Genomic DNA, 15,011 nt, shown 5'->3' on the forward strand with positions numbered 1-15,011 from the left:
ATATTAATTTTTAGTTCTGATTTACATCAAAATTAATCTTAAATAGATTTTGTATATTATTTATAAGCTTAACATCAGGACTCTTACTTAAATCAACCTTACCATTATTCTTGATAGGATTATTTCTTTTTAGAGTTTTAGCATCATTGGCTAACATGTTTAATAATACCATTTCATTAACTGGCTTATTCGCTTTAGCATGGATACTTATATTCTTAGGATTTAGTAAGAACATTGCAAATGATGACAGTACCTGCTGTAAGAATCTATCTCGTTGTTGTACTGCAAAAAGCTGTAACAATGCTCCATATGATCCAAGTATTTGCTGAGGAGTAGTATTCGGATCTTGATTTGCAAGCCTAGCTATTTTTTCAAGTAATCCATAGTTAGCAAATGTAACATTTACATTTTTTAGACATAGCTCATTATTATAATCATATAAATCTTTTTGATCTTGTGCGCCCACACCTAGGTATGGTAATAAGCTTAATTTGTCATTTACCATAGCTTCAGCACTACCATTCAAACTTGCTAGCCCCTCTACCTGTATATCAAAGTTAGTATTATATTTATTATTCTTAAATTGGTGATCTGAGTTAATTTTTATATTAATATCATTAGTATCAAGTATTGAAAAAACCTCTCTTATTGGTGATTTCTCAGGGAAAAAATCCTTTTGGAAGTTAAGCTAAATTTTTGAGTCAGCGGGTATTTGACTTCACATAAGCATTATCTAAGGCTTTGCTTGCGCCATCAATGATTTGATTGATAGTACTATCATTTAAGTCTATACCATCAATTATAATATTATATTTACCATAGTTATTGACACCCAATTTTCCATCAAAGTTCAATACTAATTCACCAGATTTCTTACCTAACTCACCATTAAAATCTAATATCGGATTTTGCTTGTACTCTTTACCCAAGTATTTATCTGTTATTTCTTTTAAAACTTCTGAAAAATTTGCATCAAAACTAAGATTTTGTATCTTCGAGTTCATACATTTTGTCATCAATGCTGCTAAAAAGTCCATATCAACACTAGTTCCAGACAAATCTATGTCTTTTAATTTAGCATTTGTTTTTATAAATGTCTTTTTATCTATAGTTGAATTTAATACAAAATCAATCGTACTGTTATTATAGTTATAGTTATAGTTAATATCAAGGTTATATAATGCCTGACCTATACTGTTCATTAAAATAGCAAACAAACCTTGGTTATTTGCAAGATCTTTTGGATCTGTATTTGAGCTAACCACATTGCTATTAGCAACTGCCGTAGCTAAATTTGCTATACTTAAACCTTCAATTTTTATATGAAAATCATTTTTAACAGTCTGTCCAGCTTTTAAACCTTCAAATGTAGCTTTATTGATGCTAATATTTGGATTTTTCGGATCACTACTTATTATCATAATATCTGTTGCTACTAGACTACCACTTTTATCCTGAGAAACACTACCTACAGTTATCTTTGTAGGATATGGAAATAGCAAGTCTAAATTGCTAATGAGCATCTTCTTATTATCATATTTCTCTTGACTAGTTAACTTAGTAGCTTCTGCTACTGTTGTTGCATATAGATTCGTTGTTGCAAAAGTAGCTAAGCATATTGATGTTAATAATATTTTTTTCTGCAAGCGCATTGAATGTCCTCTTTTTTTAAATTTTTAAAATCTAATTTATAAACTACGATAAACTAAAATTCACTTCAAAAATTCACAAACTCTTTAGGAGCTAATTATAATGCTTATCGATTAGTCTTCAATAATTACAATATTTATTTATTTCAATAAATATACTATTTTTGTTATAACTAAGAATAAAACTCTATTTATTTACACAAGTATTAATTATAATCTTTGTTTAGTATAACGTTATGCTATTAAACACTTAGTAAAGTTTAATAGATTTATTAAAAAATTACACTTATGAAAGATCTATCAAGATTAGATATACCTAAAAAAACAACAAAAGAAAATCCCCAAGAACTACAAAAACCCAAAGGCTCTAGCTCTAAAAAGAAAAAAATCGTAATTGCAGCCGTAGTATGCCTATTGGTAATAGCTGTAGCATCTAAACTTATAAATAAACATCTAAAAAAAGTTAAAGCTGAAGAAGAAAAAGCAAAAGCTGAGCTACAAGTGGATCAAAGTAACAATTCAACAGAAGCTCAAGATAATAATGATAATACCCAAACAGATGCCACAAACAGTGATCAGAACCCTGATTTTTCTGAAAAAAACAATAATGATAAAATGGTATTTACATTCTACAATAGTCTTAAACATGATAGTGTAGAAGTTGATGTTCAGCCTGATGCACAAAGAGCGCAATACAAATACACATACATATACCAGATCGCTTCGTTTAGAAATATGGATGAAACTTCTTGGTATGTCAAAAAGATGAAAGAAGATGGTCTTAACCCACATTTTCAGCGTGTAGGTAACTGGATTAGGATGTATATAGGACCTTATGATAGCAAGCGTGCTATGGCTCCAGATATAATCAAACTTCAAAGAATCGGCTTAAATGGTGGTTTCCCTCATGAAATTAGTCGTACAAAAATAGAACCTAAAGAGACTAAGAAAGATTTAAAAAGTGAGTCCACAAACAATCCAAAAGACGCCACTGACGATAAAAATCTTAAAAATTAAACCCAATATTTAAAAGTTATTCTTTAACTCTCTAAGCTTAATAAACATTTCTCTCCCTAATGAATATTCAGGTAAAGCCTGTAGTAGAGATTTATCATTTATAGATCTGATAAAAATATTAAGTTTACTTTCCTCTGCCAAATTCACTTCAGGTTTTTGCTCAGCGGTAAGCTCCGCAACTTGAATTCTATAGTATTTAAGAGAGTCATCATTAGGCAGTATACTAAGTGCAAAATCAAGATTACTCTGCCAATAATCATGAGCTGGATATGGCTTTATATCTCCATCTAAACTAGAAATTTTGACTACTGAATCATACAGCTGATTTACATCAGCCGAAGTAGCATGTACACCACCAACTCCAGCATTAAACAAAGTATCACCACAGAAAAGAGCTTTCTCTTTTTCAAACAAAAAGCACACATGATCATCTATATGGCCGGGGGTATACATCACCTTACAGCTTGTAAAACCAAAATCTATAAAATCACTATCAGCAACATAGATACTTGGCTTAAAAAGCTCATTATCTGCATAAGCATACACCAAAGCATTAGGATAGATTTTAAGCAACTTCTTAACCCCTGCAATATGATCACCATGCCTATGTGTAATAAGTATTGCCTCAAGCTTTAAATTATTTTGTTTGATAAATTCATCAAATATATCTGCTTTAAGAGGATCTATAACTATGGCGTAATTCTCATCATATAATAAATATTGATAATTTCTCAAGCTGTTATTCAAAAACCATCTTTTAACTTGCATCTAACATACCTTTTAGTTATTTTGATAAACTAACTGTGTTGCTGAGATATCTACACTAACCACATCACCATTTTTTATAAAAAACTTACATAATATATGATGATATCTCTCTAACTGTGTAATAGTCAGTAACTCCTTAATATGCCTTTCAATATAATCGTAAGCCATTTTGAAGCTATAATTATCTGACTTGACTACAGCGAGTTCTAGTAACATAAGGATACTATTATAATCATGGTTAGTTCTAGTAAGAACTTTTTCAGATAGTTTAGCTACTGGGATACTAAATGCATTGACATAAATTTTTAGCATTTCTGGCAAGATATTATTTGCAGCTAATTGCTTCTTAGCAAACTTTTCTGCCAACACCATTTCTTCAAAGTCAACAAGTTGCTCTAAATAAACTCCGCTTAATAGATTTGTAGTATCTGCTTTATTGTATATATCTAATAATTTATTAACATCTTTTGCTTTTCTTAATGCTAAGATAATTAGCTTTTCTCCCAAGTCTTGCTTTAAATAAACATCGTATTTTTCTAAAATTTTGAGAGCAAAAACATCATCCTCATCATCTAAAGCAATACTCGCTGCCAAATTTGCAATATTAGGCAAAAATCTACTATCATTTTTCTCTAAAAGTAAAATTACTTTAGCACGTGCTTCTGAGAGTTTCTGTACAAGATAGAGCTTATAGACCTCAAAAAATTTATATACAATTGTATTATTGTTAATCTGCTTAAGAGCTTTATCTAATTCTTTGATGTCTTTGGAGTTTGCGATCATACAAATCTTTTTAAAAAGTACATACTCCTTAAAATGTCTTGGAGATATTTTAGAAATATTCGAAACACTTAGCTTATTGGTTAATCTATTATTTTCCAGAACCATATCAGCAAGTAAGTCTGTAAATCTCTCCTGTTTATCAACCGTAAATAGACCAATAAACCGGTTAAATAATAAATATGGAAGTTGAAAACTTAACTTAATTACCCTAAAGCCAAAAACTAATACAAATAATAATGCAAAAACTATAAATACACAAGCAACCAAGTTTACTTTGATAGCTTTATCAGCCATCACTAACATAATATATCCATGATTTTTAGTTGCCCATATACCAATCAAAGTAGCTAGAGCAACAACTATTATAAGCTTTAAAATCCTTATCATTTATCACTTCCTTGTATACTCATATTAGTTTTAGCCAAGTTCGATTCTTTTACCAAAAGTTTATTTTGCTGCTCAGATAACTGATTAATAACCTTATCTAAACTACTATTTATATCATCAAGATTTTGCGATCTAATATTTTCTATACTCGTCTCCAATTCTTTTGCATTGCTATCCTGCACAAAGTATCGATCAACAATATTAATAAGATTATCTTTAGCTTGATCAATGCTATCTTGATCATTACTATACATAGCACTCTGTAACTGTATCAATGAGTTATACAAATTACTTGCAATAGCTTGTTTAGCTTGATTAGTTGCAACAAGAGTCTGATTCTCTGGTATATTTTGTATTTCAACTACAGAATTTAAAATTTTCATATAATTATTTTGAGAAGATATACTAGCTTCAACAGAAATATTCTCAGGAGTGATATATTTAAGCTTAGCAAACTGCTGTTGAATAGAAGCGAACTGCTTAATAATATCATTTCTTGAAAGAGCTTTTCTTAAAGAATCTTTTACTTTCTGACGCTCACTAACACTTATACTTACAACCCCACTAGCCTCTATTTTATAAAATGCACTATCAACCAGTTCATTAGCCTTTTGAGCATTACCATCAAAAATTGCCACATCTTTAGCTAATACTAAGTAGTTAATAGCTGACTGAATATTTACTATACTCATCTGCAAATACAAATCTTTAGTTGGAACTGCTACTTGATTACCCAATGTTGTAACTTGAGACTGTGTAGCTTTAAGACTCTCTGTTAAAAAATCATTTTGTGCACTTAGATCTTTTATTGTCTCTTTTTGTTCAGCTTGCATTAATTTAAGTGATTCAAGTTGATTTTGTAAACTATTTAAAGCTCGATCGTTAGCACCAAGTTTATTATCACTTCTTTCAAAATCAATAACAGAATAACTAGCCAAACCAAGAGCTACTAAAGATACAACAATGCTTGCTTTAGAAAAGATATTAAATGACGCTTTCTTCTTATTTAAATTTGACTCCTGAGCAACATTATCATTAGTGTTATTGGTTTGCTCTTGCTGAATATTTTTTTCCTGTGACATTCTTAGCCTCAATATGTTCTCGTATTTTTTGATAGATACAGTTATTATCTAATTTCTCAAGCTTCAAAGTATTTTCAAAGCCTTGTTCATTAACAAATTCTAACATTTTCGGGCTTGTTATGGTAATAATTGCAGCTGTGGGAGCTACTATTTCATCAAAAACTCTATTCAAAGATCTAAAAACAGCTATACTTGTTGCAATGATTACATCAGGATGTATACCATCATCAATCACTTTCAAATACGATTGACTAAGCACAGTAATACTCTCAAAAACTCTCTGATAAGTTTCAAATTTATCGCACTTTGTTAGTTGTGATATTTCTTTAACAAGCAATTCATTTCCAGAAACTCCAGAGATAACCGCAAAACTATCATCAGAGACATCTTCTTCTATGATTAGCTTTAGAAGCTCTTGTGAACCATGATTATGTGGATATATAGCATCTAAACCATATCTTTTTAGAGTTTTTGCAGTAGTTTGACCTACGCTGTAGAGTTTTTTATCTTGAAACAATTTAGGATTATATTGAGCAAACAAACTCTCAATGGCATATTTGCTAGTAAATATATAACTTGTATAATCCAGTACTGAACTTGTTATTCTAATATAATCTATATTAATACATGGCAAACTTATAGCTGTGTACCCTTCAGATCTTAGTAATTGTGAAAGCTTATCAGCATCATCCTTAGGGCGACAAACTAGTATTTTCATTTACTGATTTTCTTGTGCGGTAGCATAGATATAATTTAGCATCGACTTCAGACCATTAGCTCTTGTCGAGCTCAAATTATTACCAAAACCAATTTCTTTAATAAAATTAGTATCTGAATTAAGTATATCTGCTGAAGTTGCGTCACTATATACTCTTAGTAACATTCCAATCAACCCCGAAACAATCAATGCATCACTAGTAGCTATAAAATGTAACTTACCATCTTTTATACTACTGTCGAACCAGACTTGGGATTGACAGCCTTTAACCAAATGCTCCTCAGTTTTTTTATTTTGAGGAAATTCTGGTAATTGCTTACCCAATGATATGACATAGTCATACTTATCTTCCCAGTCTTCGAAGAAAGATAATTCTTCAACTAATTCTTGCTGTCTTTGTATAACTTGATTTTCCATACTAACTTATTACTATTTTAAATAATGATATTTTGAAACTTATGATATGTTATCACACACTAAAATTCATATAAACTTGATAAAACACCATATTTTCTCAAAAAAAATAAAAATACTGTTGACAGGATCACAAAACAGCCCTATAATACCTCACAAGTTCCCCGATAGCTCAGTCGGTAGAGCAGTTGACTGTTAATCAATTGGTCGGCGGTTCAAGTCCGTCTCGGGGAGCCAATAAATTCAAGAAAAATTTTCCACTATACTAAAAATTTTTTTACTTAGGGTAGTTTGTATTTTTCTCCTCCTTTCTTATCTCTAAATTTACGAATTCTGAATAGCCCTAAGTGTGCTTATCATTATAATATTAGTTTTACTTATAATGTAATTTAGAAATTTCGATTTCACTTATAGTTAAATTTTGACTATACTCGTTAACATCAGTATTTATAAAGTTTGACAATATGATATTTTTAATCTTTCTAACAACATTTCTTAGCTTAATATTTCCAATAACAAATAAGCATAAGTTAGCTATCACCCTTTTCCTTGTGTCTTTGGGATTATTACTAGTAGTATTTATCCCTCATACAATTCGATATATAAATATTCAACTTTAAGAGGCTAGCTATGAAAGATAATATTTTAGATTTATTCGACTCTTTAGCTATTATTGGTATAAGTATCGTTTTAGCAATGGCTTTTTATTATCAACTTTATTTCCAAGAGCTACCGTGTGCCTTATGTGTGTTCCAAAGAATGTCACTGAGCTTATTAACTTTTGGATTACTACTAAACTTGTCGCATGGTAATAAATATAAGAACTATTTGTTCGTAACATTAGTAGCTATTTTAAATGCTGCAATGGCGATGACACAAATACTTTTACATATTGTTCCAGGTACTGGAAATTATGGAGATGCAGTATTTTCATTACATATGTATACTTGGAATTTTATTGTAAGTATTATTTTCATAATATATGCGACTATTTGCGGGTTCTTTACTCCAAATGAAGACAAAAAGAAAAATTTAAATTTATTCACAAAGATAGAGATATTTTTGATACTAACTTTAACACTTGCTAACACAATAAGCGTATTTATTGAATGTGGTCCGCATCTTTGCCCATCTGATCCAGATAGTTATTGGTTATTAAACCTATAAAAAATAATTGACATAAAATTTATTCAGTATAGAATATACACTCCTAAGCAAAATCATATCCAACGAGTAACAAAGTTACGCTTTTGGGTTTGATTAAGTCTTAATATATAAAGATTACTCTAGGTGATACTCCTTAGTTTTTTTCATATCTCCTTAACTTCCTTCATCTAGAGTCAATTTTTATATTTTATAATTATTTTTTTGCTATAATTTAGCTCATATTATTATTTTGAAATTTAGATAATCATGAAAGCTACACAAACCCTTATTACTACTACAAAAGAGCTTCCTAAAGAAGCTGTACTTACTAGCCATCAATACATGCTAAAAGCTGGTTTGATAAAAAAACTTGCTTCAGGAATCTATACATGGATGCCTGTAGGGTTAAAAGTTCTACAGAAAATCCAAAATATAGTCCGTGAAGAAATGAATAAAGCTAGAGCAAGCGAGTTATTACTGCCAAGTGTCCTACCTTCTGAATTATTACAAGAAACTCATCGCTGGGATAAGTTTGGTCCTGAGCTTCTGAAGCTAAAAGACAGACATGAAAGAGATTTTTGCTATGGTCCAACCCATGAAGAACCTATTGTAAACATGGCTCGTGACACTATCAAGAGTTACAAACAATTACCTCTAAATCTTTATCAAATTCAAACAAAATTTAGAGATGAGATCCGCCCTCGTTTTGGTGTGATGCGTGCTCGTGAATTTATCATGAAAGATGCTTACTCATTCCATGAAAATAACGAATGCCTACATAATACTTACAATAAGATGCATGAAACTTATTGTAACATCCTTGATAAAATTGGCTTAGTCTATCGTCCTGTCCGCGCTGACACTGGAGCAATCGGTGGTGATAATAGTCATGAGTTTCAAGTATTAGCCAATGCTGGTGAAGATATTATATGCTACAGCAATGGCTCTGACTATGCTGCAAATATTGAGCTAGCAACCTATGCAAAACCAGATTTAAGCACAAGAGCAGTTTCTGAGAATACTATAACAAAAACTCATACTCCAAATATTAAGACTATCGAAAAACTTTGTAGCGAACTTGATTTTGATATCAAAAAAACTATTAAAACTATGGTTATAAAAGATGCTAAAGGTAATTTCTTCGCTTTAGTTATCCGAGGCGACCATGAACTTAACGAGACAAAAATTAATAAACTTGAACAAATTGTAGCTCCATACATTCTTGCAACTAAAGATGAAATCTTCTCTATTTTTAATGCTAATCCAGGTTCATTAGGGATAGTTAACTGTCCTGTACAAATCATAGCTGATTATAGTGCAATGATGATTGAAGATATCTATTGTGGTGCAAATGAAGACGATTATCACTTTACGAATGTGAATTGGGATAGAGATATCACTAATTATCAAATTGCCGATATTAGAAATGTAGTTACAGGAGACATCTCTCCAGATAATAACGGAACTCTAGAGCTCACAAACGGTATCGAAGTTGGACATATTTTCGAGCTTGGAGATGTTTATTCAAAACCAATGAATGCTAATATAATTGACCAAGATGGCAAACCTAAACCTATGCTTATGGGTTGCTACGGTTTTGGAGTATCGCGTGTAATGGCTGCTACAATTGAACAATCTCATGATGAAAATGGAATCATTTGGCCAGAGGCTATCGCTCCATATCAAGTTGCAATATTACCAATCAACTACAACAAATTAGATAATGTCAAACAAACAGCTGACAAACTCTATCAAGAGTTAGTTACAAAAGGAATAGATGTGATTTTAGATGATAGAGGTGCAAGACCTGGTGTGATGTTTGCTGATGCAGATCTTATAGGCTACTCACATCATGTGGTTATTAGTGATAGACTGTTAGAACAAGGTTTGATTGAGTATAAAAATCGTAAAACTCAAGAAAAACAAGAAATTACATTAGAAAAATTATTCGATATTCTAGCCTAATTCTTTTCCATAAACTCTATCAAAATCATAAAACTTAGCGTAAGCATCGTTATTATATGCATTTTCATCTGATGTAATATCATCTATAAAAGTTATTTGACTAAGTTCAGGAATTATGGGTAAGGTAGGATCAGAGATATTATTTTGCTGATAGTATGCAACTAAAATATTCCTACACCTTTCAAACTTATATATTTCAAAATAAATACTTACCATTAATGTGAGTTGTATTACTAATAATACTAAAAACACCCAACTTAAAGAATTTAATCGAAACCTTAACTTCAGAATAAAACTAGTACTATGATTATAAAATTGCTGCATCATTATTATAAAAAATACTGCATCATAAATTAATAAAACTCTTTGATTCAAATCATAAGACTTAGCCACAGGTGTCAATACAAATATTGAGGATGCAGTTGCTACCCCATATATAAAAGAAGCTTTCTTTGTGATATTTTTGTTTGTAAAAATAAGAACTAAGGATATCAATAGCATCAACATAGGCACAAGTGTATCGCCAGGCTTTGTTACAATTTGTGTAACTAAGTTTATAACTTGACTAAATATAGTTACATGGCCTTCGGAATATACTATATTTAGTCTTACATAATTACCAGGAGCTACTATTAGAATTATACCTCCCACCACACAAGCTATAAAAAAATATAATATATTCTTACCTATTTCATTTTGAGAGAGCTTTTGATTTAAAAAATAAGCAAAACACAAAATAATTGCGACACCAACAAATATTTCATTATATAAGCCAATAAAAAATCCCGTAAATAAACTAAACCATATATGCTGTTTATCTTTCACTATAGATATATAGTAGAAAATAACTAATAACGTTATGCCCCAAAAGTACTGCACTGCTGCTGTTTTCCATACAACATTAGCAATAAATCCTATTTGATAAAAAAGAAAAACAAAAAAGAAAAAGTATATTAAAAAATCCTTCGATAATAGTTCAACTTTTATTTTAGATCTTACTATTTTATATGAATATAGCACAAACAGATAAAAACATAACGAGTTAATTATATTAATTAGAAATACTGATAAATGGATATATTTTTTACTCAAAAACAGATAGATTAACGCCTGTGCTGATATCCGACCTGTCCAATGAATATAATTTGATGCAATACCACGAAGGTATATAATGAAACCCTTATCAAGAGCATCAGTATAAGCTCTACCAAAATCATCAGCTCTTAAAGGCTGTAAATAGTTTATAACAAAGAAAAAAGCTATTATCAAAACAGCTATTATTACATTCGTACGTGAAATTTTCATCAATACTATAAATAATAAAACCTTATGAAGAAGTCTATATTATTTCAATACTTAAATAAAGACTAATAAAAGTGACTCATAGTACCCAGAATAAATTATACTTTATAAAAACCAATAAAAATGTATCACAATATATAGAAACTCTTATAAAAAGTACTAATGAGCAATATAAGATATAGATGGATTAAGAGCATTTGCTGTATTATCAGTAGTTCTATTCCACCTAAATATAAGTTGGATTAAATCTGGCTTTCTTGGTGTAGATATATTTTTTGTAATTTCTGGATATTTTAATTACATCTATAGTTCTTAGAGATCTACAAAGCGATTCTTTTTCTATCAAAAATTTTTATCTAAGAAGAGTTAGAAGAATTCTACTTGCATTAATAGTTGTCTTAGTTTTCTCTACTTTTTTTGCATGGCTTATATTACTACCGCAAGATTTAATAGACTACGCCGAATCACTTGTTAGCGCAATTGCTTCTTTTTCTAATATCTATTTCTTTGTAAAACTTGATTTTGGTTACTTTGGACAAAACTCACAAATAATACCACTACTTCACACATGGTCATTAGGTGTAGAAGAACAGTTTTATATGATCTGGCCATTAATCTTAATATTATTATTTAAACTGAGATTTTCAACAAAAGTAAAACTTCTAACTACTTCAATAATATTGCTAGTTATATCTTGCTTGATTTTCCTTTCTGGGGAATTTAATTTATATATTCTAAGCTCTGACAGATGGTATTACTTTCCAACTCATAGAGCATTCGAACTTTTATTTGGTTGCTGTTTAGCCATATATCTTAATAATCCAGAGACTATAAACAATAGCAAACTAACTCTTAATATACTCTCTGCAATAAGCGCTTTAATGATGATAGCCCCTATATTTTTATTAATGTGAGTTTCCCAAGTATTTGGACTGTTCTTGCATGTATTGGAGCGACTATTTATATATATTCTGGCGCAAACACTAATCATATACCTATTATAAATAGAATACTTTCTCTAAAACCTATTGTGGCTATAGGTCTTATCTCATATTCCTTATATTTATGGCATTGACCTATTATTGCTTATATCAACTATTTAAGTATCAATAAAACTGCAACTATTTGTAGCATAATTTTTACTGCTTGTTTAGCCCTTGCTACATTAACATATTTATTTGTAGAAAAACCTTTTAGACACAAATATAAGTTTAGCTTTACTAAAAGCTTTATACTACTATGGATAATACCTCTAATTTTGGCTTGCTGCTTTTTCATAGTATCAACTAATAATAAATTTGGTTTCAATTCCTCAAACCTTATTGATCAAAATAAACTAACTTATAACTACGGGTTTAATAAAATTGATCAAAACAATTGTTTTCTTATGATTCAATCTGCTAGCTTTCAATCAAAACAGCTTCCTAACATTAATGTCTGTTCAATCGGAAGCCCTAAGGCTAAAGATACAAATTTTCTGTTGGTAGGTGACTCTCATGCAAGATCTGAAATACCGATGATAACTACTTGGCTTGATAACATAAACTAGAAAGCTTACGTTGTAACCCAAAAATCCACACCCTTCTTACCAACTTTCAAAAATGTTGTTGAATACGTTTCTGTTACTGATAGAAATAAGGCTATTACTAATTTGATAAAATCAAAAAAATATAAATATGTTATTCTTGCTGGTGAATGGTCAAATGCACTATACTCTAGTTCAATTGATTCAATACAATAATCCATCAAGTTAGTAGTAGATAGTGGTAGTATACCTATACTTATTTTAGATACTCCAGCACTCAACACTGATGTCACTAATCTTTGTCCATTAGAAAAAAATAAACTACCATTTATTTTTGGAGATAATTCATGAAAATTAAATATAGAATTTATCAAACAACAACAGTTGGTATTTTCTAATCTTGTTGAAAAACTCAAAAAGGAATTTCAAAAATTAGTAATTATTGATCCTAAAAAAGCGATCAGTGATGACAGTTACTACAATATTGTAATAGATAATATTCCGATCTATGCCGACTCAAATCATCTTAACTATATAGGCTCAGAACTATTAGTATTAGGAAAAAATATTTATCTATGTACGGTAACCCTCTTGAATTCACCACAAAGCATTAACATATCTCTATTATTTATTATGTTTTTCGCACAAAATTCTACTTAAAATATATATTTATATTATATACTGTAAATACACTAATAATTTATAACAAAGACTATGATCAAAGCTAAACCTCATATAGATACATCTCCTTCTGTTTATGGCAGATTTGCTACATTAGCTGCAGAATATAAAGCTCTTAATTTCACTCAAGGAGCTCCTGCATTTGATACTCCTGAATGGTTAATTGATAGAGCAATGTTTCATATGCAGCACGCAAAAAATCAGTACTCTCCAATTCTGGGCACTATTGCATTGCGCGATGCCATCGTCACAAAGACTAAAAAATACTATGACTCAGAAATAAATATTGAAAATGTAGCTATCACTGCAGGAGCTCAAGAAGGCTTATTTACATTAATATCTGCTTATATAGGACAAGGTGATGAAGTTATCATGTTTGATCCGGTTTTTGATACATATGTTGGAGCTACAAAACTTAACCAAGGTAATTGTGTAAGACTAAAACTACTAGCAGATGGTAGAATTGATATCCCAGCTATCGCAAATGCAATCACAGATAGAACAAAACTTATTATCCTAAATTCGCCTCATAATCCTATGGGTACTGTGATATCAAAAGATGAATTTAAAGAAATTGCTAAAATAGTTAAAAATAAAAATCTTCTAGTAATTTCTGATGAGGTTTATGAGCATATCTACGCAGGAGAGAGTTTTACAAGTGCTATTGAAATACCTGAGCTTAGAGATAAGCTTATTGTTCTTCAATCTTTAGGAAAAACTTATAATGTTACCGGATGGCGTCAGGGAGTAGTTATAGCTCCAATAGATGTTATTAGAAATATCTTAGCTGTAAAACAGTTTGCAACTTTCTCAGCGGTACATCCCCTACAACTAGCTTTAGCAGAGGGAATTATTGAACACCCTGAGTATTACATTAATCTCAACAAATTATACAAAAAACAAAATCAACTTTTAAGAGATAACTTAAAAGGTACTAGATTCAAAGTTCTTGAATGGCATGGCTCCCCATTTCAGATGCTAGACTACAGTGATATCAGCAACCAATTTGATGAAGATTTTGCCTCTAATTTAATCAAAGAACATGGCATTGGCTTAGTTCCAATATCATCATTATTTGAAAAACCACAAAATGGGCTACTGAGACTTTGTTTTGCTAAAAAAGATGATGAGATAATCAAAGGCGCAAAGATTCTTGCAAAAATTTAGAATAAAATTTAGCTATTAACCGTATTTAATGTTACCTTCAATAATCTGAACTTCAGCAGATGATCTAATAGAGTTTCCATCTTTTCCATACTTGATAGCTACTTTTGTAAGCTTGTCTGATAATTTAACGATCTCTACACGAATAATATCTTTAGGGTCATTATCATTAACACCCTCTAAGATCGCCTTACCATTAGCATTACTTGTTTATCTTAAGATCGTATGGAGTACCATTTGTAGTGTACGTTTCACCCGTTTTATTGACTCTAATGCTGCACCATAAACCTTATCAAAAAAGTATATGGCATTTATATTATGTAATAAGCCTCTACATACTTTATACCATTATTACTCTCAATACTTGAGCATCCAGCAATCAAAGCCAATATAACGACAGATAATATTGC

Annotated in this window: 11 protein-coding genes, 1 tRNA gene and 2 pseudogenes; 6 read left to right on the forward strand and 8 right to left on the reverse strand. The window is 30.4% G+C overall.

Annotated features, from left to right (window positions below):
- Window positions 1-10: 10 nt before the first annotated feature.
- Window positions 11-1,652, reverse strand: a pseudogene (locus FNO12_RS11605) (aq_1923 C-terminal domain).
- A gap of 285 nt (window positions 1,653-1,937) precedes the next feature.
- On the opposite strand from FNO12_RS11605, the gene FNO12_RS07065 reads away from it, so the two are divergent.
- The gene (locus FNO12_RS07065; RefSeq protein WP_014714894.1) at window positions 1,938-2,666 is read left to right on the forward strand and encodes an SPOR domain-containing protein; all 729 of its coding nucleotides are present in this window, start codon (window positions 1,938-1,940) and stop codon (window positions 2,664-2,666) included.
- Window positions 2,667-2,675: 9 nt separating this feature from the next.
- Here the strand turns inward: FNO12_RS07065 and FNO12_RS07070 are convergent, their stop codons facing one another.
- From FNO12_RS07070 to FNO12_RS07090, 5 genes are read right to left on the reverse strand one after another with little or no spacing between them, the layout of a single operon-like run.
- Window positions 2,676-3,434: an MBL fold metallo-hydrolase gene (locus FNO12_RS07070; protein WP_014714893.1), complete on the reverse strand. Its 759-nt coding sequence runs from the start codon at window positions 3,432-3,434 to the stop codon at window positions 2,676-2,678.
- A 12-nt stretch (window positions 3,435-3,446) separates the two neighbouring features.
- Window positions 3,447-4,604: a hypothetical protein gene (locus FNO12_RS07075; RefSeq protein ID WP_014714892.1), complete on the reverse strand. Its 1,158-nt coding sequence runs from the start codon at window positions 4,602-4,604 to the stop codon at window positions 3,447-3,449.
- Window positions 4,601-5,686, reverse strand: a complete 1,086-nt coding sequence (locus FNO12_RS07080) for a hypothetical protein (RefSeq protein ID WP_014714891.1) — start codon at window positions 5,684-5,686, stop codon at window positions 4,601-4,603. The genes FNO12_RS07075 and FNO12_RS07080 overlap by 4 nt, the downstream gene beginning before the upstream one ends.
- Window positions 5,646-6,404: a uroporphyrinogen-III synthase gene (locus FNO12_RS07085; RefSeq protein ID WP_014714890.1), complete on the reverse strand. Its 759-nt coding sequence runs from the start codon at window positions 6,402-6,404 to the stop codon at window positions 5,646-5,648. The genes FNO12_RS07080 and FNO12_RS07085 overlap by 41 nt, the downstream gene beginning before the upstream one ends.
- Window positions 6,405-6,821, reverse strand: a complete 417-nt coding sequence (locus tag FNO12_RS07090) for a SufE family protein (protein ID WP_014714889.1) — start codon at window positions 6,819-6,821, stop codon at window positions 6,405-6,407.
- A 158-nt stretch (window positions 6,822-6,979) separates the two neighbouring features.
- On the opposite strand from FNO12_RS07090, the gene FNO12_RS07095 reads away from it, so the two are divergent.
- The 3 genes from FNO12_RS07095 (at window position 6,980) to FNO12_RS07105 (ending at window position 9,929) form a co-directional block, all read left to right on the forward strand.
- A tRNA-Asn gene (locus FNO12_RS07095) sits at window positions 6,980-7,055 on the forward strand.
- A gap of 393 nt (window positions 7,056-7,448) precedes the next feature.
- The gene (locus FNO12_RS07100) at window positions 7,449-7,985 is read left to right on the forward strand and encodes a disulfide bond formation protein B (RefSeq protein WP_014714887.1); all 537 of its coding nucleotides are present in this window, start codon (window positions 7,449-7,451) and stop codon (window positions 7,983-7,985) included.
- A gap of 246 nt (window positions 7,986-8,231) precedes the next feature.
- Window positions 8,232-9,929, forward strand: a complete 1,698-nt coding sequence (locus FNO12_RS07105; RefSeq protein ID WP_014714886.1) for a proline--tRNA ligase — start codon at window positions 8,232-8,234, stop codon at window positions 9,927-9,929.
- On the opposite strand, the gene FNO12_RS07110 is transcribed toward FNO12_RS07105, so the two are convergent.
- Window positions 9,921-11,234, reverse strand: a complete 1,314-nt coding sequence (locus FNO12_RS07110; RefSeq protein WP_030005709.1) for a DUF6056 family protein — start codon at window positions 11,232-11,234, stop codon at window positions 9,921-9,923. The two genes, FNO12_RS07105 and FNO12_RS07110, sit on opposite strands and share 9 nt — an antisense overlap.
- 175 nt (window positions 11,235-11,409) lie before the next feature.
- Here FNO12_RS07110 and FNO12_RS07115 point away from each other — a divergent pair.
- Together FNO12_RS07115 and FNO12_RS07120 are read left to right on the forward strand one after the other, a co-directional pair.
- Window positions 11,410-13,370: pseudogene (locus FNO12_RS07115) on the forward strand (acyltransferase family protein).
- A 100-nt stretch (window positions 13,371-13,470) separates the two neighbouring features.
- Complete coding sequence (locus FNO12_RS07120; RefSeq protein WP_014714885.1) at window positions 13,471-14,604, forward strand: aminotransferase class I/II-fold pyridoxal phosphate-dependent enzyme; 1,134 nt, start codon at window positions 13,471-13,473, stop codon at window positions 14,602-14,604.
- 15 nt (window positions 14,605-14,619) lie between these two features.
- Here FNO12_RS07120 and FNO12_RS11005 read toward each other — a convergent pair whose 3' ends face one another.
- Entirely contained in the window at window positions 14,620-14,787 is a 168-nt protein-coding gene (locus FNO12_RS11005) for a DUF3568 family protein (protein ID WP_306807230.1), read from the reverse strand.
- Between the last annotated feature and the right edge of the window lie 224 nt (window positions 14,788-15,011).

The sequence above is a fragment of the Francisella orientalis FNO12 genome (assembly GCF_001042525.2).
Lineage (GTDB): Bacteria > Pseudomonadota > Gammaproteobacteria > Francisellales > Francisellaceae > Francisella > Francisella orientalis.